The organism is Campylobacter showae, from assembly GCF_963515975.1.
GTDB lineage: Bacteria > Campylobacterota > Campylobacteria > Campylobacterales > Campylobacteraceae > Campylobacter_A > Campylobacter_A showae_F.
This window is the reverse complement of the sequence record NZ_CAUPZM010000003.1, coordinates 99,327-125,602: the sequence shown is the minus strand read 5'-3', so window position 1 is coordinate 125,602 and position 26,276 is coordinate 99,327. Positions and strand designations below refer to the sequence as shown.

At 47.7% G+C, this 26,276-nt stretch carries 27 protein-coding genes and 1 tRNA gene; 13 read left to right on the top strand and 15 right to left on the bottom strand.

Annotated features, from left to right (window positions below; all coding sequences use genetic code 11):
• Nucleotides 1-429 precede the first annotated feature (429 nt).
• The 4 genes from RWM02_RS02025 (at nt 430) to RWM02_RS02010 (ending at nt 3,682) form a co-directional block, all read left to right on the top strand.
• Nucleotides 430-1,212, top strand: a complete 783-nt coding sequence (locus tag RWM02_RS02025) for a tetratricopeptide repeat protein (protein WP_314068778.1) — start codon at nt 430-432, stop codon at nt 1,210-1,212.
• 129 nt (nt 1,213-1,341) lie between these two features.
• Nucleotides 1,342-1,923 carry a flavin reductase family protein gene (locus RWM02_RS02020; RefSeq protein WP_314068777.1) on the top strand — a complete coding sequence of 194 codons (582 nt, stop codon included), beginning with the start codon at nt 1,342-1,344 and terminating at the stop codon, nt 1,921-1,923.
• Nucleotides 1,924-2,033: 110 nt separating this feature from the next.
• A complete protein-coding gene (locus RWM02_RS02015) occupies nt 2,034-2,795 on the top strand; it encodes an SDR family NAD(P)-dependent oxidoreductase (RefSeq protein ID WP_314068776.1) in 762 nt (253 codons plus the stop codon).
• 251 nt (nt 2,796-3,046) lie between these two features.
• Entirely contained in the window at nt 3,047-3,682 is a 636-nt protein-coding gene (locus tag RWM02_RS02010) for an NAD-dependent epimerase/dehydratase family protein (RefSeq protein ID WP_314068775.1), read from the top strand.
• Between the two features lie 93 nt (nt 3,683-3,775).
• On the opposite strand, the gene RWM02_RS02005 is transcribed toward RWM02_RS02010, so the two are convergent.
• The 3 genes from RWM02_RS02005 to RWM02_RS01995 all read right to left on the bottom strand — a co-directional run bounded on the left by RWM02_RS02005 (nt 3,776) and on the right by RWM02_RS01995 (nt 6,360).
• Entirely contained in the window at nt 3,776-4,447 is a 672-nt protein-coding gene (locus RWM02_RS02005; RefSeq protein WP_314068774.1) for a cysteine hydrolase family protein, read from the bottom strand.
• Between the two features lie 102 nt (nt 4,448-4,549).
• Nucleotides 4,550-5,548 carry a sensor histidine kinase gene (locus RWM02_RS02000; protein WP_314068773.1) on the bottom strand — a complete coding sequence of 333 codons (999 nt, stop codon included), beginning with the start codon at nt 5,546-5,548 and terminating at the stop codon, nt 4,550-4,552.
• Nucleotides 5,545-6,360: a DUF234 domain-containing protein gene (locus RWM02_RS01995; protein WP_314068772.1), complete on the bottom strand. Its 816-nt coding sequence runs from the start codon at nt 6,358-6,360 to the stop codon at nt 5,545-5,547. Before RWM02_RS01995 ends, RWM02_RS02000 begins: the two co-directional genes overlap by 4 nt.
• A 115-nt stretch (nt 6,361-6,475) precedes the next feature.
• Here RWM02_RS01995 and RWM02_RS01990 point away from each other — a divergent pair, with 115 nt between their 5' ends.
• The 4 genes from RWM02_RS01990 (at nt 6,476) to RWM02_RS01975 (ending at nt 10,303) form a co-directional block, all read left to right on the top strand.
• The gene (locus RWM02_RS01990) at nt 6,476-7,768 is read left to right on the top strand and encodes an aminotransferase class V-fold PLP-dependent enzyme (protein WP_314068771.1); all 1,293 of its coding nucleotides are present in this window, start codon (nt 6,476-6,478) and stop codon (nt 7,766-7,768) included.
• On the top strand, nt 7,765-8,397 hold the full coding sequence (locus tag RWM02_RS01985) for an SEL1-like repeat protein (RefSeq protein WP_314068770.1): 633 nt from the start codon (nt 7,765-7,767) through the stop codon (nt 8,395-8,397). The genes RWM02_RS01990 and RWM02_RS01985 overlap by 4 nt, the downstream gene beginning before the upstream one ends.
• Nucleotides 8,398-8,896: 499 nt before the next feature.
• On the top strand, nt 8,897-9,397 hold the full coding sequence (locus RWM02_RS01980; protein ID WP_314068769.1) for a hypothetical protein: 501 nt from the start codon (nt 8,897-8,899) through the stop codon (nt 9,395-9,397).
• Between the two features lie 30 nt (nt 9,398-9,427).
• Complete coding sequence (locus RWM02_RS01975; protein ID WP_314068768.1) at nt 9,428-10,303, top strand: hypothetical protein; 876 nt, start codon at nt 9,428-9,430, stop codon at nt 10,301-10,303.
• Between the two features lie 259 nt (nt 10,304-10,562).
• Here RWM02_RS01975 and RWM02_RS01970 read toward each other — a convergent pair whose 3' ends face one another.
• The 8 genes from RWM02_RS01970 to RWM02_RS01935 all read right to left on the bottom strand — a co-directional run bounded on the left by RWM02_RS01970 (nt 10,563) and on the right by RWM02_RS01935 (nt 16,398).
• The gene (locus RWM02_RS01970; RefSeq protein WP_314068767.1) at nt 10,563-11,114 is read right to left on the bottom strand and encodes an NAD(P)H-dependent oxidoreductase; all 552 of its coding nucleotides are present in this window, start codon (nt 11,112-11,114) and stop codon (nt 10,563-10,565) included.
• Nucleotides 11,115-11,208: 94 nt separating this feature from the next.
• Complete coding sequence (gene thiE / locus RWM02_RS01965) at nt 11,209-11,811, bottom strand: thiamine phosphate synthase (protein WP_314068766.1); 603 nt, start codon at nt 11,809-11,811, stop codon at nt 11,209-11,211.
• On the bottom strand, nt 11,804-12,583 hold the full coding sequence (thiD, locus tag RWM02_RS01960; RefSeq protein ID WP_314068765.1) for a bifunctional hydroxymethylpyrimidine kinase/phosphomethylpyrimidine kinase: 780 nt from the start codon (nt 12,581-12,583) through the stop codon (nt 11,804-11,806). Before thiD ends, thiE begins: the two co-directional genes overlap by 8 nt.
• A gap of 44 nt (nt 12,584-12,627) precedes the next feature.
• Entirely contained in the window at nt 12,628-13,356 is a 729-nt protein-coding gene (locus tag RWM02_RS01955; protein WP_314068764.1) for a hypothetical protein, read from the bottom strand.
• Nucleotides 13,356-14,072, bottom strand: a complete 717-nt coding sequence (locus tag RWM02_RS01950) for a basic amino acid ABC transporter substrate-binding protein (protein ID WP_314068763.1) — start codon at nt 14,070-14,072, stop codon at nt 13,356-13,358. Before RWM02_RS01950 ends, RWM02_RS01955 begins: the two co-directional genes overlap by 1 nt.
• A 60-nt stretch (nt 14,073-14,132) precedes the next feature.
• Nucleotides 14,133-14,954, bottom strand: coding sequence for a transporter substrate-binding domain-containing protein (locus RWM02_RS01945; RefSeq protein ID WP_314068762.1), 822 nt, complete (start codon nt 14,952-14,954; stop codon nt 14,133-14,135).
• Between the two features lie 12 nt (nt 14,955-14,966).
• A complete protein-coding gene (locus tag RWM02_RS01940) occupies nt 14,967-15,695 on the bottom strand; it encodes an amino acid ABC transporter ATP-binding protein (RefSeq protein ID WP_314068761.1) in 729 nt (242 codons plus the stop codon).
• The gene (locus RWM02_RS01935) at nt 15,688-16,398 is read right to left on the bottom strand and encodes an amino acid ABC transporter permease (protein WP_122862687.1); all 711 of its coding nucleotides are present in this window, start codon (nt 16,396-16,398) and stop codon (nt 15,688-15,690) included. Before RWM02_RS01935 ends, RWM02_RS01940 begins: the two co-directional genes overlap by 8 nt.
• A 138-nt stretch (nt 16,399-16,536) precedes the next feature.
• On the opposite strand from RWM02_RS01935, the gene putP reads away from it, so the two are divergent.
• Together putP and RWM02_RS01925 are read left to right on the top strand one after the other, a co-directional pair.
• A complete protein-coding gene (gene putP, locus RWM02_RS01930) occupies nt 16,537-18,027 on the top strand; it encodes a sodium/proline symporter PutP (protein WP_314068760.1) in 1,491 nt (496 codons plus the stop codon).
• Entirely contained in the window at nt 18,028-19,266 is a 1,239-nt protein-coding gene (locus RWM02_RS01925; protein WP_314068759.1) for a DUF2130 domain-containing protein, read from the top strand. It begins immediately after the preceding gene.
• 134 nt (nt 19,267-19,400) lie between these two features.
• Here RWM02_RS01925 and RWM02_RS01920 read toward each other — a convergent pair whose 3' ends face one another.
• The 3 genes from RWM02_RS01920 to RWM02_RS01910 all read right to left on the bottom strand — a co-directional run bounded on the left by RWM02_RS01920 (nt 19,401) and on the right by RWM02_RS01910 (nt 21,880).
• Nucleotides 19,401-20,015, bottom strand: coding sequence for a hypothetical protein (locus RWM02_RS01920; protein WP_314068758.1), 615 nt, complete (start codon nt 20,013-20,015; stop codon nt 19,401-19,403).
• Between the two features lie 489 nt (nt 20,016-20,504).
• Nucleotides 20,505-21,368 carry a CbrC family protein gene (locus RWM02_RS01915; RefSeq protein WP_314068757.1) on the bottom strand — a complete coding sequence of 288 codons (864 nt, stop codon included), beginning with the start codon at nt 21,366-21,368 and terminating at the stop codon, nt 20,505-20,507.
• A gap of 95 nt (nt 21,369-21,463) precedes the next feature.
• Nucleotides 21,464-21,880, bottom strand: a complete 417-nt coding sequence (locus tag RWM02_RS01910; protein ID WP_314068756.1) for an SseB family protein — start codon at nt 21,878-21,880, stop codon at nt 21,464-21,466.
• Between the two features lie 109 nt (nt 21,881-21,989).
• On the opposite strand from RWM02_RS01910, the gene RWM02_RS01905 reads away from it, so the two are divergent.
• Nucleotides 21,990-22,066 (top strand) — tRNA-Ile (locus tag RWM02_RS01905).
• A gap of 164 nt (nt 22,067-22,230) precedes the next feature.
• On the opposite strand, the gene RWM02_RS01900 is transcribed toward RWM02_RS01905, so the two are convergent.
• Entirely contained in the window at nt 22,231-23,673 is a 1,443-nt protein-coding gene (locus RWM02_RS01900; protein WP_314068755.1) for a nicotinate phosphoribosyltransferase, read from the bottom strand.
• A 252-nt stretch (nt 23,674-23,925) separates the two neighbouring features.
• Between RWM02_RS01900 and pepE the strand changes: the two genes are divergently transcribed.
• Nucleotides 23,926-24,636: a dipeptidase PepE gene (pepE, locus tag RWM02_RS01895; protein ID WP_314068754.1), complete on the top strand. Its 711-nt coding sequence runs from the start codon at nt 23,926-23,928 to the stop codon at nt 24,634-24,636.
• 264 nt (nt 24,637-24,900) lie between these two features.
• A complete protein-coding gene (gene dcuC, locus RWM02_RS01890) occupies nt 24,901-26,208 on the top strand; it encodes a C4-dicarboxylate transporter DcuC (protein WP_314068753.1) in 1,308 nt (435 codons plus the stop codon).
• Nucleotides 26,209-26,276: the final 68 nt, after the last annotated feature.

The window sequence follows — 26,276 nt, the reverse complement described above, 5'->3', positions numbered from 1 at the left end:
GCATAGAGGCGGTAAAGAGCATGTATCCTCAGTACGACTTTAGCTCAAAGATCACTGCTGATGACATAAAAGCCCTTGAAGCTACGCAAGAATTTATGCTTGAAAGTAAGATGATAGAGTATAAAATAGATATAAAATCGCTTCTACTAAACTAAATTTAAAGGGCAAATTTGCCCTTTAATTATCCTCGGCGCCTTGTAAAAAGGTCCAAATTTGCATTATAATAGCAACAAACTTTGCGAGTACAAAAGTAACCGTTTTAGCTTGGTAAGACAAGGCAATGAAGCTAAAACTAATAAAAAGATACGCTGCGGACGAGTTTAGCTACTAAATTTTGAAAAATAAATTTAAGATAAAAGCCCTGCGCGAACCGATCGGCGTAGGCGTTAGCCTCGCAAGGGCGCTAACAAAATAAATTTAAGGAATAAAATGAAAAATTTGATTGTGTTGATACTTTTTGCTATCGCGGCTGTGGCCGGCGAGCCCAAAAAAGGCGAACTAAGCCCCGAAAAAGAGGCGTTTTTAAACGCTAGATACGAGGAGCTCAAAAAATCGTGCGCCCAAAAGGACGCGAGAGCTTGCAAGCGAGTGATCTTGTTTTACCAAAAACAGGCCAAAAAGCAAAATGAAAAAGACATTCGCGAAGCGATGCAAATTTTGCTTGATGCGTGCAAGGGTGGTAAATTTGACGCGTGCGCGGCGGCGGGCGAAATGCACATAAATAACAAAGATTTCATCGCCGCTAGAGAGATTTTGAGTCCGGCTTGCGATAGCGGCTATCAAGATGCTTGCGTGCAGTACGGCAAGAGCCTTGAGGCTGACGGCGCGCCAGGCAAGGATGAAAAACGCGCGAAAAAGCTATACGAAACCGCATGCGAAAAGGGCTCGGCGCTAGGCTGCGAGCATCTGGGACTAGCCATCGGCAGCAGCGCGCCGGAGCATGCCGTGGGCTATATGCGCAAGGCGTGCGAGATGGACGCTTGGCGATGTTTTAGATTCGGCACGATGGCGATGCCTTATGGGGCCAAGGAGGGGGTAATGGCGCTTGTTAGAAGCTGCCACGAAACCGATATGCTCGCAGGCTGCATCATGCTGGCTAAATATCACGAAAAAGAGCTACGCGAGATCTCCGGCGAGGCTGAGGTGAAGCGGCTGCATGCGCGCCTTTGCGAGCTGGTGCCGTACGGAGAGCACTGCGAAAAGGCGCGGTAAATTTAGCTAAATTTGCGGTTTTTAGGCTTGATATGGCGGCCTGGCGAGTTAAAGTCAAATTTGAAAAGCTCGCCAAGGCGGCTCAAAAAAGCGGGAAAATTTAACAAAAACCAAGTCAAAGGAGCAAAAATGGCGATCATAAAAGTAGATCTACAAAAATCATACCGTATCCTAAACCCCGGCGCGACCACGCTCGTATCGGCCAAATACGATGGTGACTTCAATGCGATGGCAATAACGTGGGCGCAGGCGCTTGATTATGACAAGGTTACCATCGTGCCGCACAACGGCTCGTACACGAGGACGCTCATCGAAAAGAGCGGGTATTTCGCCGTGCAGATCCCCACGGCAGCGCAGGCGGAGCTGGTTAGCGAGCTGGGCGCCGAAAATAACTCGCGCTTTGATAACGCGGACAAGATGAAAAACGTGGAAATTTTTTATAAAGATGACTTCGATGTGCCGCTGATCGCGGGCTGCGCCGCATGGCTAGTTTGCAAGCGTATCCCCGAGCCTCATAACGAGCAGAATTATGATCTTTTCATCGGCGAGGTCGTCGCGGCATACGCGGACGAGCGGATATTTGACGGCGGGCACTGGCTGTTTGAAAAGATCCCTGACGAGCTAAAAACGCTCCACTACGTCGCCGGCGGTCGGTATTATCTTGACGGCAAAGCGGTAGATACCAAGCGCACGCCCATAAGCGACGAATAAAACGCCCCGCAAAACGCGGGCGAGTTTGTAAATTTAAGATGAGTTCGCACGTGAATACGCGGCGGGCTTTAGTAAAATTTTAAACTGAAAAAGCCAAGAAAGGATAGAAAATGAAAAAATATATCGTCATCACGGGCGCGAGTTCTGGTATCGGAGCGGCTGCGGCAAAGGCGTTTGCGAGGCGCGGAGAAAATTTGATCCTAATCGCGCGCAGAGCGGAGCTGCTGCAAAGCTTAAAGGACGAGATCGCTAAAATTTCACCCGAACCAGACATCGTGATTAAAATTTGCGACCTTGCGAATAGCGAGAACGTCCTAGCGCTTTGGGACGAGCTAAAAAGCTACGAGCTAAAGGCGCTAATTAATAGCGCTGGCTTTGGGGATTTTGGCTTAGTGGGAGAGCAGGATTTACAAAAAACGGTAAGAATGATAGACCTAAACGTAACCGCGCTCGCGATACTTTCGAGCTTATTTACGCGAGATTACAAACGCAAACAAACTCAGCTTATAAACATCTCCTCCGTGGGCGGCTATTTTCTGGCGCCCGGCGTCGTGCCGTATTGCGCTACAAAATTTTTCGTAAGCGCTTTCACCGAGGGTTTGAGCCACGAGCTGGCGCAGGATAAAGAGGCCAAAATGCAGGCTAAAGTTCTAGCTCCCGCCGCGACTAAAAGCGAGTTTTGCGACGTAGCTTCGGGAAAGCGCGGATTTGATTACGATACGGCGTTTTCGCAATATCACAGCAGCGAACAAACGGCAGAATTTTTGCTCACGCTTTACGATAGCGATGCATGCATCGGAGAGGTGGATTTGGCTAGCTTCGAATTTAAACTTAGCGAACCGAAATTTAATTATATAGCAGCCGCCAAATAGCGGATCGGGTGAGGCGCAAGCTCACTTATAGCTTGCGCTGTTAAGTTGCTTCTTTACGTGCGAGCAGGACTTGATTCGGCTTCGTAGCGACAAGCTGCGCAGGCAGGCGCCTTTGAATTTTACGCATTTATAGATCGCACGATGAGCCGTGCTGTGCAGACGATATGCGCGTAAAATTTAGAATAACGTAGCGCCGGAGTTAAATTTGACTGCAAAGCGCGTTAAAATTTAAAGAAATTTAAGGAGCTAAAATGGGTAAAACGGCTTTGGTCGTGGGTGCTACGGGAGCGGTCGGATGCGAGATCGTGCGCGGACTTTGCGAGAGCGAAAACTACGACAAAATCATCGTTTGGGCGCGTAGGGAGCTAAATTTTAGCCACAAAAAGCTAGAGACGCAAATCATAAATTTTGACGAGATCAAAGATATACGGCCGTGCGAGGTAGACGAGATATTTTGCGCGCTTGGCACGACGATGAAACAAGCCGGTAGTCGCGGGCAGTTTTATAAAGTGGACGTGAGCTACCCCGTAAATATCGCAAAATGGGGCATCGCATCAGGTGCGCGCCGTTTAGCGCTCATCTCGTCGCAGGGCGCAAACGAGCGGTCGAGATTTTTTTATCTGCGCGCAAAGGGCAAGGCGGAGAAAAAAATCGCCGCGCTGGATTACGAGAGCTTACAAATCGCGCGGCTACCTGCGATAAAAAGCGAGCGCGAGCAGGTGCGTATGGGTGAGCTTTTTACGATTTGGCTGTTTGGGCTTTTGCCGAAGTTTATCTTAACGAACTACCGCCCGATGAGCGCTAAGGATATCGCCGCCGCCGTCATTGCCGCCGCGCAGACGGACGCCAAAGGCGTGCAAATTTATCATCCAAGAGATTTTCTATAAACGCACGGCAAGTAGTCAAATTTCGCGCTTTAGCTCAAATTTGACCCCGCTAGTAGTCTAAATTTACTAGCCGCTCCGCCCGCAAAATCGGCGCTAAAATTTAATCCCTCGCACGACCTGCGCGCCAAGACCCGTTTGCATATGCCGCAAAAACATCGCGTGATAAAAGTCCCCCTCGTGCCCCGGCGCGTCGTAGGTGGCGACGAGGCTTGCCGGCACTAGGACTTTGCGCCTGACGTTTGCTTCGTTCGCGCTAAGTTTTAGGTGCGAGACTAGCTGATAGACGCACAGGTCGGTGCAGTCGCCCAGCACCACGAAGGTATCGATCTGTGGATTTTGTGCAATAAATGCGTTAAAATCGGCGCAGTAGGCCGCGCTCAGGGAGTTTTTGCGAAAGATTTTTATCTCGTCAAAAAACGGCAGATCGCGTAGCTGCGGTATCGTCTTTGCGCCATCGGTGCCTTTGATAGCGTGGGGCGGAAATGCGTCAAATTCCGCGCAGTTTGCCTCGTGGCTATCCTCGAGCAGCACGAGATTTCTAGCGCCCGCCGCATAAGCCGCGCTAAAAGTCCGCGCTATACCGTCCGCGATCGCGCCCACTCGCGGGCTAGCTAGCGGTCCGGTGCTACAAAATCCCTCTATCATATCCACGCTGATAAATGCGGTGTTTGCCGCATCGCCCGCTAAAAGTTCGCTAAATTTAATATCCTTTAGCTCCTCAAACCACACCGCCAAATCCTCTAAAATTTTCGCGTCGAATTTCATTTTCTCTCCTTGTTTTGGTTGTTTTTACGTTTGTTGTTCGTCTCTTTGAAGCAAATTTCAAACCTCTCGTCGCCCCTAAATTTTCTTAAATTTAAACTCCGCCTAGCCGCGCGTCTTTGCGGGCAAATTTACGCAAAAGCTCTTTGGCTCAAGCTCGATCTCGATACTGCCGCCATGCGCCTGGACGATCTGTAGGCACAGGTACAGCCCAAGGCCATTGCCCTTTAGTTTGCTCGTTTTAAAGGGCTCAAAGACCATGGCCTGGTTTTTGATCGGCACGCCGCTATCGGTCACTGCAAATTTATGCTCGCCCTCTCGCTGCTCGTAGTCCACGCGCACCCAGCCCTCGTCGTCCTCGTTTTCCTCGACCGCATCGATCGCGTTAAACAGCATATTTTGAAACACCATCGCGAGCAGATCGCGGTCGCCCACATAGGGCAGGTCGGGGAAATTTAGACTAAATTTGATCTCCTTGCCGTATGTGTAGCACTCTATCGCCGCTTCGCACTCGCTTTTTAGCTCGGCTAGGTTAAATTCGCGCGCGTTTATCGTTAGGCCTTTGGTGAAAAGCAGGGTGGCTTTGATGATGCGCTCGACGCGCCAGATGGCCTTTTGCATCTGCTCGACGACGGGGCGATCGTGGTCGCTCGCTTTTTTTATCAGCGTGGAGGCTAGCAGCGAGATCGAGCCTACGGGGTTGCGTATCTCGTGGGCTAGGTGGGCGGCGACCTGACCCATCGAGGCTAGGCGCTCGGTGCGTTTTTCGGTCGTTATGTCGGTTGCGGAGATGATTTTTTTGCCCTCTTTTTGGGCGATTTTGATGAGGTAGATTTGCCCCGCGGCGCTTATCTCGCCTTCATTTTGCGGGATAAATTTTAAAATTTGTCCGAGTTTTAGGGCTTCTGAGTTTTGTAAAAATATCTCGCCCGCCTCGTCCAAAACCCAGATCGCATTGGGCAAAATTTCCACGATATCTTTGATAAAGCCTTGCAAATTCGCATACGACGCGGTCAGGTTTTTATACTCGCGTTCTATCAGATAGGTCTGCTCGATCAGGCTTTTTAGTCCGTCTTGGACGCTGGTTTTATCGATCTGGGTCATAAAAGCTCCTCGAAATTTTCTAAATCAAAAAGTAAAATTCGGTCGTTTTTTAAGCGGCGCACTTCGTTGCTAAAGCCGCTTTTGGAAAATAGTGCGACGGCATCGGGCTCAAAGCCTAGTCGCTCGCATTTTTTAAGGAGTAAATTTACCACGTTTTTGCAAATTTTATGCTCTTTAAATTTAGCTTCTCCGACGACGATGCGTCCATCAATGTTTAAAAATATATCTATCTCGATATTTTTCGCCCACAGACTCCGCACCCGCGCGGGCTCGATACCTAGCCTAAAGGCCAAAAGCTCGCGGCAAAGCAGCTCAAAGCCAAAGCCCGCGTACGAGTCGAACTCTCGTCTGATAAGCTCCATCAGCTCGGCCTTTTCGCCGTTTTTTAAAAGGGCAAAATTGGGCTCGATGAAATAAAACCAAAATCTGGTAAAGTTGTCGTTAAATATAAATTTATCCTGTGCCAGCTCGCGTCCCGCGCCTTTTTTGGCTCTTTGGCGTTTATCTTTTACGCGCGGTTTTTCCAGCGTCTTTTCGATGCTGACTAGGCCCGAGTTTATTGCGGCGGCGTAAATTTTTAAGACAAGAGGACGAGGGAAGAATTTACCGAGCGTAAATTTTTTGCGGTCGTTTTTGGCGAATTTGCAAAGCGAGAATTTTAGCTCGTCCGCAAAGGGGCAATCAACGTCGAATCTCATCCGTAAAAGCTCAAATTTATCTAAAATTTCCTTCTCAATCGCCTCGAAAATATCGTAATAATTCGCTTCAAATTTTAGCGCGTCAAAGACTAGATGAAAGTAAATAAGCTGCAAGATATCAAGGTGCTTAAAGCGCGCGAAGCTTGATTTTAAGGCGTAGATTTTAGCTCCTTTTTAGCCCATTTTAGCACAACTTTGGTTATAATCTCTTTTTTTACAAGGAAAAATTTTGGTTAGCATCGACGAAATCAGGAAAAATATTATTTTAAAAAAAGGCGTGCGCTACTTTGACTATACGGCCTCGGGTCTAGCCTACGCGCCTATCGAGCGCAAGATCGCAAAATACCTAAAAACCTACGCCAACACGCACTCTGAAAGCGCCTCAAACGCACTAAAGACGCAAAAGCGCTACGAAAAAGCAAGGCAGAGCCTAAAAGACGCGCTGGGGCTTGACGAGCGGTTTTATCTGATCTGCGCAGGATGCGGCGCGACCGGAGCGATAAAGAAATTTGAGGAAATCATGGGGCTTTATCTGCCTCCTATGAGCGCGAACCGCCTGGGCGAGGAGAGGCTAAAGGGCGCAAATTTGCCACTAGTGATCGTCTCGCCCTACGAGCACCACTCAAACGAAGTCAGCCTGCGCGAGGGGCTGTGCGAGGTCGTGCGCATACCGCTAAGCAAGAGCGGGGAGATAAATTTCGGCAGGCTCGATCAACTGCTCAAAATCAACTCAAAGCGCGAGATCATCGGCTCTTTTAGCGCGGCCTCAAACGTCACGGGGATAATCAGCGACTACAAAAAAATCTACGTGATGATGAAGCGATACGGTGCGACCGTGGCCTTTGACGCGGCTAGCCTTAGCCCGCACGACAACCTTGACGCCGACTACTTCGACGCGTTATTTCTCTCGCCGCATAAACTTTTAGGAGGCGTAGGCAGCTGCGGACTGCTCGCGATAAAAAAAGAGCTGGTAAAGTCCGATAAACCGACCTTCGCCGCGGGCGGGACGGTTAGCTACGTGAGCCGCAGTTCGCATTTTTTTGCGCCAAGCGTGGAGCGCACCGAGGAGGGCGGCACCCAGCACGTGATGGGGCTGATCAGAGCCTCTCTAGCATACAGGCTGCGAAACGAGGTCGGCCTAGACGTCATAAAAAGCCGCGAGGATGAGCTCACGAAACAGTTTTGCGAGGGGTTAGACGAGATCACCGAGGTCGTGAGCTACTGTCCGCGCGGAGTGCCGAGATTGCCGATTTTTGCTTTTAACGTTAAGGGCGTTTCGCCTTATGATTTTGCCGAGGCGCTTAGCGAAGACTACGGCGTGCAGACACGCGCGGGGTGTGCGTGCGCCGGCCCGTACGGACACGATCTGCTCGGGCTAAAAGACGATCAGAAATTTGACCAAAAGCCCGGCTGGGTGCGCGTGAGCCTGCACTACTCGCACACGCAAAAAGACGTCGCCTACCTGATAAAGGCCATCAAAAAAACTATTAAAAAATTTAAAACCAAAAAGGAAAAGAAATGAATAAAATTTTAGCCGCAGCCATGTTTGCTCTTTGCGCCGTTTGCGCGCAGGCAAAGCCATATAGTCCCGAGCAGTACGCAAAAGTACTGCGCGAGTACAACTCCGTAGCGGGCGAGAACAACTACTTTGAAAGCGGTAAATTTAAAGAGGAATTCGAACTTCGCAAAAAATACTGCGACGAGGGTCTAAGAGACGCCTGCGGGGATCTGGGACTGCTCTACGTTACTGGTTTAGGCGCGCCAAGGGATAGCAAAAGAGCGGGCGAGCTGCTTGAGTACGCCGCTAAAAACGACGAATTTAAGGCCATATCGCAGTACTACGAAGCCGCACTTGACATAGCTCGCGCGGCGGAAAAGTACCCGGACGACAAGGTCACGCAGCACCTAGGAGCCGAGTTTAAAAACTCGCTAGAGCAGTGCAAAGCCTACAAGGGCGACCGCCACGTGTGCTTCCGCGCGCTGGTGATCAGCGGCATGCTGCCAAAGGGCGAGGGCGGCCTCGGGCTATCTCAGGCCGAGTTTGCCAAGGCGTGGGAGGACATCGTCGTGAGCGACGTCGAGCGCAACGGCATGGACGACTCAAAAGTAAACTCGCTGGCAAAAGAGCTAGAAGGACTATCGGCACGCTAAATTTGCGGGCTTTTGCGGCGTAAATTTGCTTTTTTGATCAGGCGATCCGTCAAATTTAACCGTCCGCGCTTTTGTCTTTTTGCGGGCGGCTTCGCGTCTCATGTAAATTTAGATTACTCGGCTCAAATTTGACGCGTCGGCAATTACTAGGCTTAAATTTGTATTGATTTTTGGGTAAATTTATCGAGCGGTGCAGAATTTGCTTTTGTTCAAATTTGACTGCTTTTTACGGGCAAATTTGGCTCGTTTCCGGCGGCATTTTGCGGCTTGCGAGCTTTTGCCCGGCGGGCTTTACGGCGTAAATTTGCTAAATTCTGCTAGCGCCCGGTCAAATTAGCTCGTCAGGCTTAAAGCCTTTGCTTGGGCTTCTCCGCTCGTGGTCAAATTTACGCGCCCGCCCAGGTTTTGCCCCGCTCAAATTTGATGTATTTTTGCGCCCAGCTCAAATTTGCACGGCGTTAATTTTTACGAATTTACAAAAACTTTGGAGAAAAATTAGATGCGAGATTCGCGCGAGTTTCAGGTCTTAGCGGGCGAGGTAAAAAACGTGAGATGGAATGCTGCTACGGACGAGTGCGCTTTTGAGATCGCGGGCGTGAAATTTAACGTTAAAAACCTCAAAGAGCGCCTCGTGCCGTGCGAAAACGACCGTTTAGCCGTAGCCTACGACGAGCAAAACGAGGTTTGGAATTTTAAAAATTTAACCTCGGGCAAGTGGCTCAAAAACTACGCTTGGCGCGCGCACTTTATACTATCTTGGGCGGCGATCTTTGATATCGTTCCGGGTAAAATTTTAGGCGCGATCTTTTCGATACCTATCATTTATCTAAGCAAGCATTTGTCCGAATTTGCAGGCATGGCAGCCTTGTTTGCCTTTGTTGTTTGCCTGTTTTTATCACTGCCATTTTTGCACATATACTGGAGCGAAAATAAGAGCTTAAGCGGCACTGTCGAGGCATATCTAACTGTAAGAAAATTTTTAAATGAGATGGATTTATAAAATGACGTCAAATTTGAGGAGATTTTTTAAATGAAAACGCAAAACGGTTTAAAACTGCTCGGCGGTCGCGCTGGCTTGCTTGAGTGCGTCTATAAAGACAAAAGCGGGTTTGATTATAGCTTTAGCTTGGAGGATCAAATTTTAAACATCCGCTCGCTACAAAGTCCGCTCTTGCCGGTAAATGACGGCGACGAAACGCTGGTCGTTTGCGATAAAAAGGGGCGGGTTTTGGGGCTAAAGAATCGCTCTTTAAACTCCGCGGCCTGGTACGCCTACGAGCCTAGCTCCTTTTTTTCGGCTCTGTTTTTCGTGCTGTTTTTGCTGTTTGGCGCGGCCGGCGTTTGGGCGATTTTCTCAGGATTTGACGGACGGCAGCCGCTTTTTGGCACTTTGCTGCTAGTTTTTGGTTTCGGCTCTCTTGCCCTTGTTTGGTTTAAATATCACGGCGAGGCGTCTTTGGGCTTGCGCGTTAGGTTGATGCTTGGCGCCACAAAAGAGCCCAAGGCAAACGGTAAGGTTAGCGGCACGGCGCGAAATCTAAGGATTTTTGAGACGAAAGAGAAAAATTATTTTAGCGTCACGGTCGGCGATACGTTTTTGTGGGGTAGCAGCCCTAAAAAGCGCGCTCTGGAGCTAGCAAACGGCGACGAAGCGAGCGTGAAGTATGAAAATTTCAAGGTTTTAGAGATACGAAATCTCAGCAAAAATCTAACGGCGAAAAAATCGCAAGGTTTTTTCGAGAGAGGTGTTAGCTTTATCGTGGACATCACGATCAGCCTTTGCGCAGGACTTGTTTTGCTCTGCGCGGGGACGATGGATTTTTGGTTTTCGCCTTTTGCGGGGATTGCCGGCTTGATAATCTTGCTCGGCGGAGTCTGCTTTAACGTGTTTTATAAAAAAGATTAATCTTCGGCGCGGCTTGGCAAATTTGGCGCAGAGACTTCAAATTTGAGCTCGATCGCCGTAAATTTGACGCTAAAATTCGGCTTAAAATTTGAGTAGCGTAAGCAGACTCTTCAAATTTTAAGCCTTACAAAAACGCTTGCAAATTTTGCTGGGCGGTAAATCGCGGAAATAACGGCGATAAAGCTTAAATGTGGCGCAGCTTCCGTGATTTATAGCGAGGTAAATTTACGCGTAGCAAGACTAACTGCGACCGTCAAATTTAGCCTAGATTTCGCAAAAACTCCGCGTATTCTCTAGCGCCGCGCTCTATTTCGCTATCGCTTGATACGTAGTCCACGCCCGGAGTCTCCTCGGCGCCGTAAAATGCGAAAAAATCGCGGTAATCGGCGTGAAAATAGTATTTAAACGCAAGCTCAAACGGCGTAAGAACCTCGCGCAAGCTAAAATGATAGCGTCCTTGCGGGCAGTAGTCGCTTTTTTTGATGCCCGCAGTCACGGCTAGCGCCACCTTGCGCCCCGCTATGCCGTCTGAACCGCGTCCATAGGCAAAACCGTGCGTCATCACAGCGTCGATCCATGATTTTAAAATCGGAGGGCAGGAGAAGTTATGAAGCGGAAACTGCAAAACGAGGGCGTCGTGGGCTCTGATGAGCTCTTGCTCGCGCGCGGCGTCAATACTTTCGCCTCCGTAAACCTGCGTCAAATCATGGACGCTAAAGCGCTGCGGCTCTTTGAGAGCCTCTTGCAGCAGGCGTTTGTTTATGACCGAGTTTTGGATGCTCGGGTGGGCTAAGATGATTAGAGTTTTCATTTTTTCTCCTTTTTTAATCAGGCAAATTTTAGCGAACTTGGCTTAAATTTGAGCGGAGCATTGCGCGGCTTAGCGACGTAAATTTGGCGTATTTTTACAAAAACGCTTGTAGATTCTCCAAATTTTCTTTTATGGATGCGGGCCGGTAGAGCGCTGATATAACGGCGATATAGTCTGGATTTAGCGCGGCGATTTGGGCGATATTTGCCGCGTTTATGCCGCCGATCACGCAAATGGGGATACGTAAAATTTCCTTCGCGCGCATTATTGTTTCAAATTTGCAAAGTGGAGCGTTTGGCTTGGTCGGGCTTGCAAACAGGGCGCCAAATGCCGCGTAAGAGGCATCCTCATCCTGCGCTTTTAGGGCTAAATTTAGATCGTCGTAGCAGCTAACGCCGATGAAAGCGTCCTCGCCTAGGATCTTGCGAGCGGCCTTTACTCCGCCGTCATCTTTGCCGATGTGCACGGCGTTCGCGCCTATTTTAGCGGCAAATTTTACGTCGTCGTTTACGATAAATCTCGCTCCGTAGCGCTCGCAAAGCTCTTTTAGAGCGGTCGCTACGCGCTCGTTTTTGGGCTCAATCTTGGTGCGGTACTGTAAAAATTTCACTCCGCACTCTAGTAGCTCGCGAGCTTGCTCTAGCACGCTATTTTCGGGCGTTAGGACGTCGTCCGTGATAGCGTAAATTTCAGACATTTTCGCCCGCGGCTTTGTGATCTAGCAGCCGCACGCCGAAATTTGAACCGTGAGCGTTTTTGATCGCGTTTGCGACGAAGGCTTTGGCGCGTCTGATCGCCGTTATCTCGTCTGCCCCGCACGCTAGGGCGCAGGCGATAGCCGCGGAGAAGCTACAGCCCGCACCATGCATGATCGTAGGCTGCTCTAGCGGCTCGCCGAATTTAACTATCTCGCCGCTTTTTTTATAAAGCGTGTCCTCGCAAATCGCGCTCGTTTGCGTGCGTTTTAGCACCACGTCGCAGGGTAGATCCGCGCCTAAATTTAACCTCTTGCCGTCAAAATTTAACCCCAAAATGCGCGCTTCGTCTAAATTGGGCGTCGCGATGCGGGCGAGGCTTAAAAGCTCTTTTAGCGCGTTTATAGCGCCCTCTTGCAGTAGTTTGGCGCCGGATTTCGCCACGCAGACGGGGTCTATCACGGTAGCCACGCCGCGGTTTTGCTCTAGCCAGGCTTTGACGCAGGCTATGAGCTGTTCGTTAAAGAGCATGCCGATCTTTACGGCGTCAAATTTTAGCTCGGCGCAAACTGCTTCTAGCTGCGCGTTTAAAAACTCGGACGTTACGGGCATTACCGCGCTTACGCCGCTCGTGTTTTGCGCGGTTAGAGCCGTGATCGCAGTCGCGCTGTAGCAGCCGTAGGCCTCGCAGGTTTTTATGTCGGCTTGTATGCCTGCGCCCCCGACGCTGTCGCTGCCTGCGATGATTAGGATATTTTTTTTAGGATTTTTCATTGTTTTGCCTTGAGCGGTTTTGTTAAATTTATCTTTGGGCGAATTTATTTGTCGCCAAAATCCTTGCCGAACTCGACTCCTAGCTCCTTTAAATTGACGGGGCCGTTTCCTTGCGACTCCATCGGCGTCGGCCGAGTTTGCGGCTGCGTTTGAGTAGGTTGCGAGCCTAAAGAGTTTTGCTTGGTTTGATTGTTTTTAGTGGCGTTATTTTCGGCTTTTTTAGGTTTTTTCTTCGGTTCTTCTAGCTTTTTGCCGGTTAGACACTCGTAAATTTCAGCGTGATTTTTCTTGGCCCAGTCCTCTTTGACCTCGATTTTTTGGTACTCTTTGCTAGTAGGCGAGGCGAGGCCGTTTTTGACCAGGGTTTTGTTTAGGATTCTGCTTTCGTCGCTTACTTCGCACAGCCATCTATCGCCTAGATTTTTTAGCGTGAGCACGTAGTAGTTGCGCTCAGGACGAAATATCTTTTTGATCTCTTTGTCGTAGGATTTGCTGAAAATTTCTAACTCTTTTTTATCTTTTATGCATTTTGAACCGTCGTAAAATTTAACGTTTGCGAGCTTGCAAGGGGCAATCACGGCAGCGTTTAGTCTAAAGACGAAGGTATTGTAGTCTAAAATTTTTTCTAGAAAAAGGACCTCTTTGACGACTTTTTCGCGTTTGGATTTGGTCGTTTGGGTTATTTGCATGTCGGTAAACTGAGCGACCGAATTTACCGACAGCAAGGCTAAAGCGCAAAATTTAATCAGAGTAAAAAATGCGCTTTTTTTCATTATTTCAGATCGTATTTTTCTAGCAGTTTGTCGTAGCTACCGTCTTTTTTCATCTCGTCGAGCGCGGCGTTTATTTTAGCGATTAGATCTGCTTGCTTGCCTTTGTCAAACGCCATAGAAAAGCCCTCGCTACCGTCGTTTTCTTTGTAAAATTCTTCAAGCTCGGGATTTTTCTTTAAAAAGCCGTAACCGATCGAGCTATCAAGCACGACCGCGTCTATCTTACCTTTTTTTAGTCCCATGATTAGCGGAACGGGATCCTCGGCAGGCACGACTTTAGCGCCTGCGATAGCGTTAGCGGCGATCTCCTGGACGGTGCCTTGCTGCACGCCCACTCTTTTGCCGTTTAGGGCGTCTTTGCTAGCGATAGCGTCGCTGCCTTTAGCGCGCAAGTAGATGTTTTCCGTCGCATAGTAAGCCTGCGTGAAATCAACCGACTTTCGTCTATCGTCGGTTGCGCTCATCGCGCTTGCTACGGCGTCGATCTTGCCCGTTTTTAGAGCTGGGATTAGGCCGTCAAAGCTCATATTTACGATCTTATACTCAAAACCCGCGCGTTTGGCTAGTTCTGCCACTAGATCCATATCAAAGCCCGTGATCTTGTTTTGCTCGTCTACGTACTCAAACGGCGGATAGTTAGCAGCGGTACCGATCTTTAGCTCGGCGGCGCCAAGCGTAGCTAGAGCCGCTAAAAGCAGCGCAAAAATCTTTTTCATTTTCTCTCCTTTAAATTTGGTTTTAAATTTAATCCCGCGACACGGCGCGGGCTCGCAAATTTACTTTAGGCCGTATTTTTCCATCATCTTGTCAAATTCGCCGCTCTTTTTGAGCTCCTCTATCGCGGCGTCTATCTTGCCGATTAGCTCTAGGTGCTTGCCTTTATCAAACGCGACGGCAAAGCCCTTGGTGCCGTCGGGAAGCTTTAAAAACTCCTCCAAATCAGAGTTTTGCTTTAGATACTCGTAACCGATCGGGCTATCTGTTAGCACGACGTCTATTTTGCCCGCTTTTAGCGATAAAATCGCAGCCGCTACGGTTTCTGCAGGCACGGCTAGGTCGCCGCAGATAGATTTAGCCGCGGTCTCTTGCAATGTGCCTATTTGCGCGCTTATTTTTTTGAGATGCATATTGGTCGCATTTACGTCGGTGCCTTTTTTGCGGATGAAAAGATTATCCGAAAAATAATAAGGCTTCGTAAAATCGACCGATTTTCTTCTCTCCTCGGTCGCGCTCATACCGCTTAGCGCGGCGTCTATCTTGCCCGTTTTTAGAGCCGGTATGAGCCCGTCAAAGCTCATGTTTTGTATGTCGAATTTGACGCCGATTTTCTTGCCGACGGCCTCTATCATGTCGATTTCAAAGCCTACGATCTTGTTGTGCTCGTCGATATACTCAAACGGCGGATAGTCCGCGCTCGAACCCACTCTTATCGTTTGTTGTACCGCTACGGGGGCTGCCTCGTTTTTTACTGCGGCGTCTTTACTCGCTTTTTCATTCGAGCTTTGACCGCAGCCTGAAAGCATCAAAGCGGCGGCTACGAAAACTAAAAGTTTTTTAAATTTGCCGGCAGACAAAGCCGCAACGATGTTTTGTGACATTTTGACCTCCTTTTAGTGGTTTAAAATTTTACCTAGAAAATCCTGCAAACGCTGATTACTAGGGTTTTCAAATACGTTTTTAGGCGTGTCGTCCACGGCTATTTTACCGCCGTGCATGAAAAATATCCTATTTGCCACGTTTTTAGCAAAGCCCATCTCGTGGGTGACTACTAGCATCGTGATGCCCTTTGCCGCGACGTCCTTCATGATGTCTAGTACCTCGCCGATCATCTCGGGATCTAGCGCGCTGGTAGGCTCGTCAAAGAGTATGACCTCTGGGTTCATAGCAAGGCTTCTAGCTATTGCGATACGCTGTTTTTGACCGCCTGAGAGCTTGTGCGGGAAGGCATATTTTTTATCGCTTAGACCCACGCTTTTTAGTAGCTCGTCGGCTCTTTTTTCCGCGCTTTCTTTATCCAAAATTCCCGCTTTTATCGGAGCTAGGGTTAAATTTTGCAAGACGTTTTTATTTGCAAAAAGGTTAAAGTGTTGAAAAACCATGCTCACTTTTTGACGGATTTTGTTTATATCCGTTTTTTTGTTCGTTATATCCTCGCCGTTTATCTTTATGTGCCCGCCGCTTGGCTCTTCTAGGCGGTTTATGCAGCGCAAAAACGTGCTCTTGCCGCCGCCGCTTGGGCCTATGATAGCGATGATTTCGCCTTGTTTGATATCTACGCTGATGTCGTCTAGGACGCGCAAATCGCCGTAATTTTTACTCAAATTTCTAATCTCAATCATGGCGATTTAGCCTCCTCTCTAAAATTTTAACCAAAAACGTAAAGAACTTCACGCTGACGTAGTAAACTATGCCCGTGAAAATGACGGGCTCCGGGCTATAAAACACCGCTTGCAAGCTCTTGCTTTGCATTGTGATATCGATAACGCTGATGTAGCCAACGACCGAGGTCTCTTTAAACAGCGAGATAAATTCGTTCGCAAGCGCAGGCAGGATGTTTTTAGTCGCCTGCGGGAACACCACTTCGCGCATCGAGACGTAGTAGTTTAAGCCCATCGCCCTTGCGGCTTCCATTTGCCCTTTATCGACGCTATTTATGCCGCTACGTACGATCTCTGCGACGTAGGCGGAGCTGTTTAGCCCAAGCGCGATCAAAGCAACGTAAAAGTTATCGCTCCAAGTCGCGAAAATCACGACCGAAAATATAAGAAGCTGCAAAATAATCGGCGTTCCGCGCAGGATATCCACGTATTCGTCGATGAGAAAGCTTAAAATTTTGATATTTAAAAACTTTAAAAACGCCAAAATAAAGCCCAAAGTCACGCCGATAGCCGTGCCGCCTATGGTGAGTCCCAGCGTCACGCCGTAGCTTTTAAGGTAGGCTAGACGTTGCGCCTCGTTTAACTCCGTCGGGTAAAAATAGTAAACGCCCGCGGAGACGATGAGGACGAAAAAAAGCGCCCTGAAAAATTTTTCGTTTAGCATTTCTTAAACCTTAAAAGCGTAATGAGATTTAATAATACGAAAAAAAATATAAATTTAACCTTTTTTACGCGAAAAAATTATCTTTTAAACAAATTTATCATATTATCGTAACTCAAATTTAAAACCCGAGGGAAATTTATGGATTATGCACGCTATATCGCCATCGCGCTGTATTTTGGATTTTTGCTTTTCGTGGGGCGATACTCGTATAACAAAAACGCTAATATGGGCGAATACCTGCTCGATAATCGGCGCCTAGGGCCGGTCGTAACCGCGCTAAGCGCGGGAGCCAGCGATATGAGCGGCTGGATGCTGCTTGGCGTGCCGGGCGCGCTATATGCCACGGGGCTTGCTACGATTTGGATGGTTTTGGGGCTCGTTATAGGCGCGTATTGCAACTACTTGTTTTTAGCAAAGCGCCTGCGCGTTTATACCGAGGTTGCCAGCGACAGCATCACGATCCCCGATTTTTTACAAAATCGCTTCAAGGACGAGACTAAAATTTTACGCATAGTCTCAGGGCTTTTGATTTTGATATTTTTCACGCTATACGTGAGTAGCGGCATAATCGCGGGCGGCAAGAGTTTTGAGAGCTTTTTTGGATTAGATTTTAAATTCGGCGCGATTTTTACGCTGGCTATCGTCGTTTTTTACACGTTTTTTGGCGGTTTTCGCGCGGTTTGTATCACGGACGCGTTTCAGGGCGCGCTGATGTTTTTGGTGCTCGTCGCCGTGCCGGTAGTAGCGTTTTGTAATCTAAATTTGCCAGACGGAGCTACTTTTTGGAACGAGGTGTCAAAATACGGCAAAAACCACCTAAACGTCTTTTATGGCCAGACTTTTTTAAGCATCCTAGGACTCATGGCGTGGGGGCTTGGCTACTTCGGGCAACCGCACATCATAGTTAGATTTATGGCGATACGAAGCTCAAAAGAGCTAGCCCAAGCGCGCCGCATCGGAATCGGCTGGATGGCGATAGGGCTTGTAGGAGCGATGATGAGCGGACTTATCGGTTTTGTGTATTACAGCGAGTTAAATTTACCTCTAGCAGACCCCGAGAAGGTCTTTTTGCAGCTTGGCGAGACGCTGTTTCATCCGTTTTTCGTGGGTATCATCATCTCAGCCGTACTTTCAGCTATCATGAGCACGATCTCTAGCCAGCTTTTGGTTAGCGCAAGCTCGGTGACGCAGGATTTCGTGTTTGCCTTTTATAAAAAAGAAATCTCGCAAAAAGCTCAGGTCGCCGCGGGCAGATACGCCGTCGTGGCCGTCGCGCTAGTTGCTACCGCGCTTGCTTTTAGCTTTAACGAAAGCGTGTTAAACGTAGTTGGATACGCGTGGGCGGGCTTTGGCGCGAGCTTTGGGCCGGTGCTGCTTTTTAGCCTTTATTGGCGCAGGATGAGCGCGCTAGCTGCTTTGCTGGGTATGATAACGGGCGGAGCGACGGTGATTGCTTGGATAGCGCTTGGGCTAAATTCTTACGTTTACGAGATATTGCCGGGCTTTGCGGTTTCTTGCGTCGTGATTTATCTAACCAGCCTTTACGGCGACGCGATAGACAAGATGAGCAACGAGCCAAACTCGGCCACCGTGCAGGACGAATTTGAAAAAATGAAAACGAGGCTGTAAATGCAAAGTAGCGTAAAATGCGGTAACTGCGGCGCTGAAGTCGATGTAAATTTGGCTCTAAAAACCGAGCTTGAGCTTGAAATGAAGCAAAAAATGGCGGCGGCTAGGCGAGATTTTGACAAAGAGATCGAGATTAAGAGGGCCGAATACAAGGCGCATCTAGACGCTTTAAACGCGAAGGAAAAAGAATTCGACGCCAAATTTGCCGCAGCCTTAAACGCTAAAAAAACCGAGCTTGAAAATGAAATAAAAGCAAAACTCGAGGGCGAAAATTTAAACATAGTAAACGCCCTAAAAACCGAGCTTGAAGCTAAGTCAAAGCAGATAAACGAGCTAAATTTAAAGACGCTTGAGATAGAAAAGCTAAAACGCGAAAAGAGCGAGTTTGAAAGCGTGCTGATGGCTAAAACCGAGGCCGAGCTAAGCAGGCGCCTAAACGAGGAAAAAGAGCGGCTAGGCAAGGCTTTGGCCGAGCAAAACGAGCTAAAATTTAAGCAAAAAGACGAGCAGCTAGAAGCGCTAAAAAAGCAGCTAAACGAGGCGCAAAGGCGCATAGAGCAGGGCAGCGAGCAACTGCAAGGAGAGACGCAAGAGCTAGCTATCGAGGCGTGGTTGCGGGAGAAGTTTGTATTTGACACCATAGACGAGGTCAAAAAGGGGGCAAACGGCGCGGACGTGATGCAGATCGTAAATACCCGCGAGGTGCAAAACTGCGGTAAAATTTACTACGAGAGCAAACGCACGAAAAATTTCTCAAACGAATGGATAGAGAAATTTAAGGCCGATATGCGTGCATCGGGCTCAGATGTCGGAGTGCTCGTTAGCGAGGCGCGCCCGCGGGAACTAGAGCGTATGGGGCTGGTTGACGGCGTATGGGTGTGCAACTACGAGGAGTTTAAGGCGCTTTGTTTTGTGCTAAGACAGGGCGTCGTGGAGCTAAATTTTGCTAGGAACTCCGCGCAAAACCGCTCAAACAAGATGGAGATGCTCTACTCGTATCTGGTTAGCAACGAGTTTAAGATGCGTATCGAGGCTATCGTGGAGGGCTTTTCTGCGATGAGCGAGGAGCTGGAGCGCGAGAAAAACGCGATGAAACGCATCTGGAAGAGCCGCGAAAAACAGATCGAAAAGGTGCGCGACAACGCGATCGAGATGTTTGGCTCGATAAAGGGGATCGCGGGAAATGCGATAGGGGAGATAAGGACGCTGGAGCTGGGGTTTGATGCGGGCGAGGAGTAATTTTTTTATAAATGATGGATTTTGGGCTTTAAAATTTGAAATCCGCTTCGGTTACGTATTTCATAAATTTACGTAATACCTATAAATAATGAGGCACAGTATTTATACCTAAAGATGTTCCTAGTGGAGCGGTCTTAATTGTTAGTTTCATTTTTTATCCTTTTAAAGTTAATTTTTTTATTTGTTTTGTCGTATAGAAATACCATTAAAATAAATAAAAATGGATATATAAAAACATCAAATTTAAAGCAGTCATAAACAAACATATCAATGAAATCAGAGAAGAATTTGGCGCAAGTTGGCATATAAAATAAAACAAAACTTATACTTCTAATTGCAAAAACAAAAAATAATATTGTTGTTATAAATAAAAAATATAAAAAATACTCTTTTGCATATATGTATATAAACATCAGAAAACAGCCTGAAAGAATTATCATAAGATGTGGCGTTAAGTCTATTTTTGAGATATTAATATGTTTTATAATGCTGTTTTTATCTATGAAAGTATAAAGAATAAACAATGGCAATGATATTTTAATAATCAAATAAGCCAAGTTATACACAAAAAAATCAAATCTGTTTGTGATATTAATATTGAGACAATAAGACAAACAAAGTAAAATGATAAGAATTTTATACTTACTAAAATTTATTAAGTTTTTTAAAACTACGCCACGTCTAATAGCAATAAATCCAAGTTCTTTGCTTTGGATCTCTGTAAATAACCAAAATAAAATAGTTTTCATAATTACATAACCCCCTGTCTTTTAGTCACTGTTTGTATTTGGGTCACCACCTGATTTAGATGTCTTAAATTTCCGCTGCTTTGCGAATTTGTCTGACTGGTTTGCTCTCAATTCAGATTATATCATTTTTATATTTTTGAAGAGATGGTGTCTGCATTAAAATATATATCTGCCACCTTTTGTTCTTTATCTTTGCTTCCAGTGTAATTCCCTTCAAACATTACGTTATTGCTGTTGTCTGAGTCGTTATTTATTGTTTAAAGTTTTTTGTATCTGCAGGCTTTAAACTTTTTAGCTCATTTTCTTGGGGTATGCCGCCGCCTTCACAGCGCTCGAAAATCGCGCTCACATCATCCCCGAAACACGTTCGTTTTAAATAGACCCGAGTGATGGCAAAAATGAGGCAACGCCTTTAGCTTTTTACTTTGGTGCGCCGCCTTGCTGGCTGTTTTAGGGTGCTTGCCGCGCCACGTCGTCGATTTTTAAAATTTAACTCGCATCGACATAAATTTTATATTTTCCGCAATGCAGGCATCTGAACAGATAGCCTGCCATATCGCCGCCCGCGACGAGGTAATCACGCACGTCCTCTACCGCAAATTCTCTGCGCAGAGCGTATTCCTCAAAAACTTCTTTTGCGATGCCCATCTCCTCTAATTCCTTCGTGCCTACGTCGCCCAAAAACTCGCAGTAATCGTCACAGCATGTAAGCCAGTGCTCCCCCTGCCAGCTAAAATACCCCGGCGTCCTTTTAAATAGCTCCTCGGTTTTAGCCTGCGCGTCCGAAGTGCTAGGTGGCAGAGGGTCGGCATCCTGGATGAAGCTGGCGTCAAATTTAGCCGCAGCCGCGCCGCTAGCGATGCAGTGTGGACAGAGGTAGTTCACGTCCTCCGCGCTGTAAACGTTACCGCAATAATACACGTCGGTTGCTTGCTCGCAGCACTCGCAAACCACGCTCGCGTCGTCCTTAAACATGCCTGTTTTAAAGGGATCCGGATGGTAGCGAAAATGAGGCAGGCTTTTTAGCTTTTTGCTTTGGCGTGCTGCTTCGCTCGCGGTTTTGGGACGCTTTATCGCTCCCGCGTCGCCGTTTTGCGCATACTGCTTTAGATAGCCGAGCTTTTTAAGCTGCTTTTTGTCCTTCGGATCGCAAATTTTAGCTAACAGCTCGCAGGCGCTCTTTTTTAGCCCCAGCAACTCATAAACGTCAACTAGCACGAGCTTTGCTTCTTTTTCATCGCATTTTTCGAGCTCGTCTTTGAACTCAAATAGCGCCAAAATGCTTGCCGCGCCGCCGACTGAGTCCCAAAACGCCTTTTGAAGCGCGATATATTTTTCTCTAAATTTATCCATTTTCTCCCCTCAAATTTTCGGTTGCGGGCGGTACCGTCCTTAAAATTTACCGAGCGGACCCACTGTCTCATCGGACGCCGAATTTGGGCCAAATTTTACTCCGCGCAGATCGCTTTGAGCTTTGCTAAATCCAAAATCAAACTATGCGAAAACGCGTCTATCACGACACCTGCATATTTGCCTTCGGCGCTTTCTAGTATCGCGGCGTAGTCTTTTAGGCGCAGGTTTATCGCCTCCTGTTCGGCGTCGTTTCGCCATCTCATCATCTCGCCTCTACTAGAAAACGCCGGGAAATAGCTAAGTCCGCTCTCCTCGTCTTCTAGTAGGACAAATTTAATATTTGAGCCCTCTTCTTCGTAAACTGCGCTACCGCCCGGTTTTGCTAAGGCTTGGTTTATGAGTACGGGCGCCAAAAATTCGGCCTTTTTTAGAGCCGAGATTAGCGCCTTTTCGCTCTGCTCGCCGCCGTCTAGTAAAAATGCGTCTATGAAATCGTTTAAATTTTCGTTCATCTCTCGCCTTGGATTAAATTTGGCGTATTATACATTTTTGCGTTTTAAATCAAAATTTAGCAGTAAATAAGCTTTGCGTTGCTATAATCACAACCTCACTTCAGCTGGCGGGTTCATAGCTCAGTTGGTTAGAGCATCCGGCTCATAACCGGATGGTCCCAGGTTCGAGTCCTGGTGAACCCACCACCCATTCACATTAATTATCTCAAATTTTAAAAGCTATTTTGTCGTTGGATTTACTCTAAAACAGTTATCGTAAGTTAAATTTAAGCCGTCAAATTTGAGCCGATTTTTAAAATCCAGCGGTCAAATTTGACGTTAAAATCAAGCAAAGGCGAAATCTGATTCGCCTATTTTTTGGTTTGTTTTAGTAGGTTCATCTTCATCTCGTAGTAGCCTACGCTCATATCGACGTAGTGTTTGTGCGGGTTTTCAAAGCGCTGTTCTTCTTGCCAAATTTCATTTTCGAGCTGCTCTTTTACGTACTCTCTGGTTTTTGCTAAATTTGCCTTTTCGCCCACGCGTTTGCCGTCTTTTACGACTAGATTTTGTAGCTGTTTTGCCTTGCAGCCCTCAAAATACAGCTCCTTCCACGGCTTTTCGGGATCTATGTAGCGGTAGGGTTTGGAGAGATCGGGCGTTTCGTCCGCGTTTGCGATGAGGTCGGCTATGGCTTGACCGTCTTTATATATGCGCCAGACCTTTTTTAGACCCGGATTAGTCATCTTTTCTACGGCTTCCGAGACCTTTATACGCGGGCTAAAAATGCCTCCTTTTTCGACTGCGACTAGTTTATAGACTCCGCCGAAAACCGGATCGCTTTTTGACGTTATCAGGCGCTCGCCCACGCCAAAGCCGTCTATGCGTCCGCCTTGGGTTAAAATCGAGGCGATGGTGTATTCATCCAGACTGTTTGAGACGATGATTTTGCAGTCTTGTAGCCCCGCCGCATCTAGCATCGCGCGCGTTTTTTTAGATAGATACGCTAGGTCGCCCGAGTCTAGCCTAACGGCTTTTAGGCGCTTACCCATGGGTTCAAGTACTTCTTTTGCCGTTTTTATAGCATTTGGCACTCCGCTATGCAGCACGTCGTAGGTATCTACGAGCAGCGAAGCGGAATCTGGATAGAGCAGGGCGTAGTGCTTAAAGGCTTCAAACTCGTCGCCAAAATACATCACCCAGCTGTGCGCCATCGTGCCGGTAGTTGGTATTCCAAAAGCCTTAGCCGCCAGCACCGTCGCCGTGCCGTCCGCGCCGCCGATATAGGCCGCTCTGGCGCCGTATACGGCCGCATCGAAGTTATGCGCTCGTCTGGCGCCGAAGTCAAATACGCTCCTACCGTCCGCAGCTTTTACGATGCGCCTAGCCTTGGTCGCGACGAGGCTTTGGTGGTTTATCTGCGATAAAATCGCCGTCTCTATGAGCTGTGCGTCTATAGGCGAGGCTACTACGGTCATAAACGGCTCTTGCGGATAGATGATCGTCCCCTCAGCAAATGCATATATATCGCCTCTAAAGCGAAATTTACGCAGATAGTCCAAAAAATCCTCGCTAAATAAATTTAACGAGCGCAGATACGCCACGTCGCTATCGTCAAAGTGTAAATTCTCTACATATTCTATGATCTGCTCAAGTCCCGCAAATATCGCAAAACCGCCGCCGTCGGGCACCTTGCGGTAAAAAACATCGAACGCCACGCGCGGCTGATCTCCGCTTTTAAAATACCCCTCCGCCATCGTAAGCTCGTAAAGATCCATCACCATGCTGACATTTCTCGCGTCAAACTGCGTCATTTTTGCCCTTTCTCGTTAAAATTTGATAATGATATAACCCCGCGGCTTGCGAGACGCTGAAATTTGGCGGAATGATTTTAAACAAATATATTATTTAATCTCATAATATTATCACTTTTTATCGGTTTTTAAGCTCGTTTAGCATATAGTTTTAAATATTTTATTTAAAGAAAATTTTTTATATTATCTTTATATTTTAAATTACGTTTTTGAGTTTTTAGATGTTGAAATCTGTAAATTTAGGAGGATTTTATGAAGCAGGCTTTGCTTTTAAGCAGTTCGAGCTACAAAGATACGGGCTATCTTAAGCATTGTAAAAACTGGATATACGAGTTTTTGAAAGAGTGCGGAGTTTGGGACGAGCAGGTACTTTTCATCCCGTACGCCGGAGTTCGCCGCACGAACGACGAGTACGAGCAAAAGGTCATCGACTGCCTGGAGTACAAAAATATCGCGTCTATACATAAATTTAGCGATCCAAAGCGCGCCGTAGCCGAGGCTAAAGCTATCTGTATAGGCGGCGGAAATACCTTTGCGTTGCTTTACTATCTTTATAAATTTGATTTAGTGGATGCGATTAAGCAAAGAGTGGAGGCGGGAGTGCCGTATTTTGGCTGGAGCGCGGGCGCAAACGTCGCCGGAAGCACGATGATGACCACAAACGACATGCCTATCATCATGCCAAAAAGCTTTGACGCGTTAAATATCTTCCCGCATCAGATAAATCCGCATTTTATCAGCGGTAAGATCGCCGGACACAACGGCGAAAGCAGAGAGGAGAGGCTGGAGGAGTTTTTGATAGTAAATCAAAAAAGCCTGATCTACGCGCTGCCCGAAGGCACGGCTCTAAGGATAAAGGGCGAAAACGCAACCGTGATGGGCATGGAAAATAGTCCCGTCTTAAAAATGGCGTATCAAAAAGAAACCGAGCTCATAAAAGTCGGCGAGAGCTTTAAAATTTAGCCGTTTGGGCCCATGCTCAAATTTAACGAGCGGGCTAAAATCGGCAAAACGTTCTTTAAATATTCGTTACGGTTTGGCGAAATTGGACAAAAATCTCAAATTTGAGGCGCAATCTTTAGAGGGGCGCAAATTTTAGATAAACGCCCGTCGACGAATTTAAACGAAAAGATTAAATTTGACTCAAATTTAGCGTGCAAAACTTAGGCGGCGCAAATTTGATCTAAATTTGAAATAAGTATAAAAAACAAAACGAAAGGGGACAAAATGGCTACTGCTAAGCTAATCTGTGCGGTCATAGGCTTGATCGCCGTCGTGTTTTTATTGGTCAAAAAAAGAGAGACCAAAACCGTGCTCATCGGCGTGGGACTCGTACTCTGCGTCGTCTGTCTAAATCCGCTCGGAGCGCTTGAGAGCTTTACGAAGTCGATGACTTCGGCCGGCCTTATCAAGGCGATTTGCGCCAGCATGGGCTTTGCTTACGTTATGAAAGTGACTAAGTGCGACCAGCACCTGGTTTTGCTACTTACCAAACCGATGAAAAATATCGGATTTTTGCTGATTCCGGCTACTTTCGTACTAACTTATTTTATCAACATCGCGATACCGTCGGCTGCGGGCTGCTCGGCTGCGGTGGGAGCTACGATGATACCGCTTTTGATGGCATCTGGCGTACGTCCTGCGATGGCGGGAGCTGCGGTGTTTGCGGGTACGTTTGGCGGCGTGCTAAGCCCTGGTTCGGCGCACAATATCTTCGTAACCGACATGGTAAAAAAGACCAATGAAGCCTACACCGTCCAAGACGTCATCGGCGTACAGTTTCCAAACGCCGTCGCCGCAGGCATCGTCGTTTTGATCGTGATTAGCTTGACGGCTATTATCTTTAAAGATTATCAAAAAGGACAGGATTTCTCGACTAAATCTACAAGCAACGCCGGCGAAGCGACGCAGACGAAGGTAAATTTACTCTTTGCTCTAGCGCCTCTCATCCCGCTAGTTATCCTAGTCGTCGGCGGCACAAGCCTAAATAAAATTTCATGGCTAGCATGGACGAAGATGGGCGTGGCCGAGGCTATGATCCTCGGCGCTATCATCGCGGTTTTCATCACGTGGACTAGCCCTGAAAAGATTACCAAAGAGTTTTTTAACGGTATGGGCAGCGCATACGCCGAGGTCATGGGTATCATCATCGCTGCGGGCGTTTTTGTCGCGGGTCTGCAGGCGTGCGGCGCGATCGGCGCAGTCACCGAGTGGCTAAAACACTCTCAGGAGTTCGTACGCTACGGCGGTACTTTCGTGCCGTATCTCATGGGTACGGTTACGGGCTCTGGGGATGCGGCTACTATGGCGTTTAATCAAGCTATCACCGTTCACGCCGCAGATCTTGGCTTCGCGCAAGATAAACTAGGCATGGCCGCTGCTATCTCAGGCGCGCTAGGCCGCTCGTCGTCTCCTATCGCGGGTGCAGCGATCGTGTGCGCCGGTCTTGCGATGGTTAGCCCGGTCGAGATAGCTAAGCGAACGGCTCCTGCGATGGCGATAGCCGTGTGCGTTATAGCGTTTTTTATGCTCTAAATTTATGGAGCTAAATTTGATAAAGTCGGCGCTTTGCCGACTTTTTTACGCGGAGGGCGTTTGTCGCC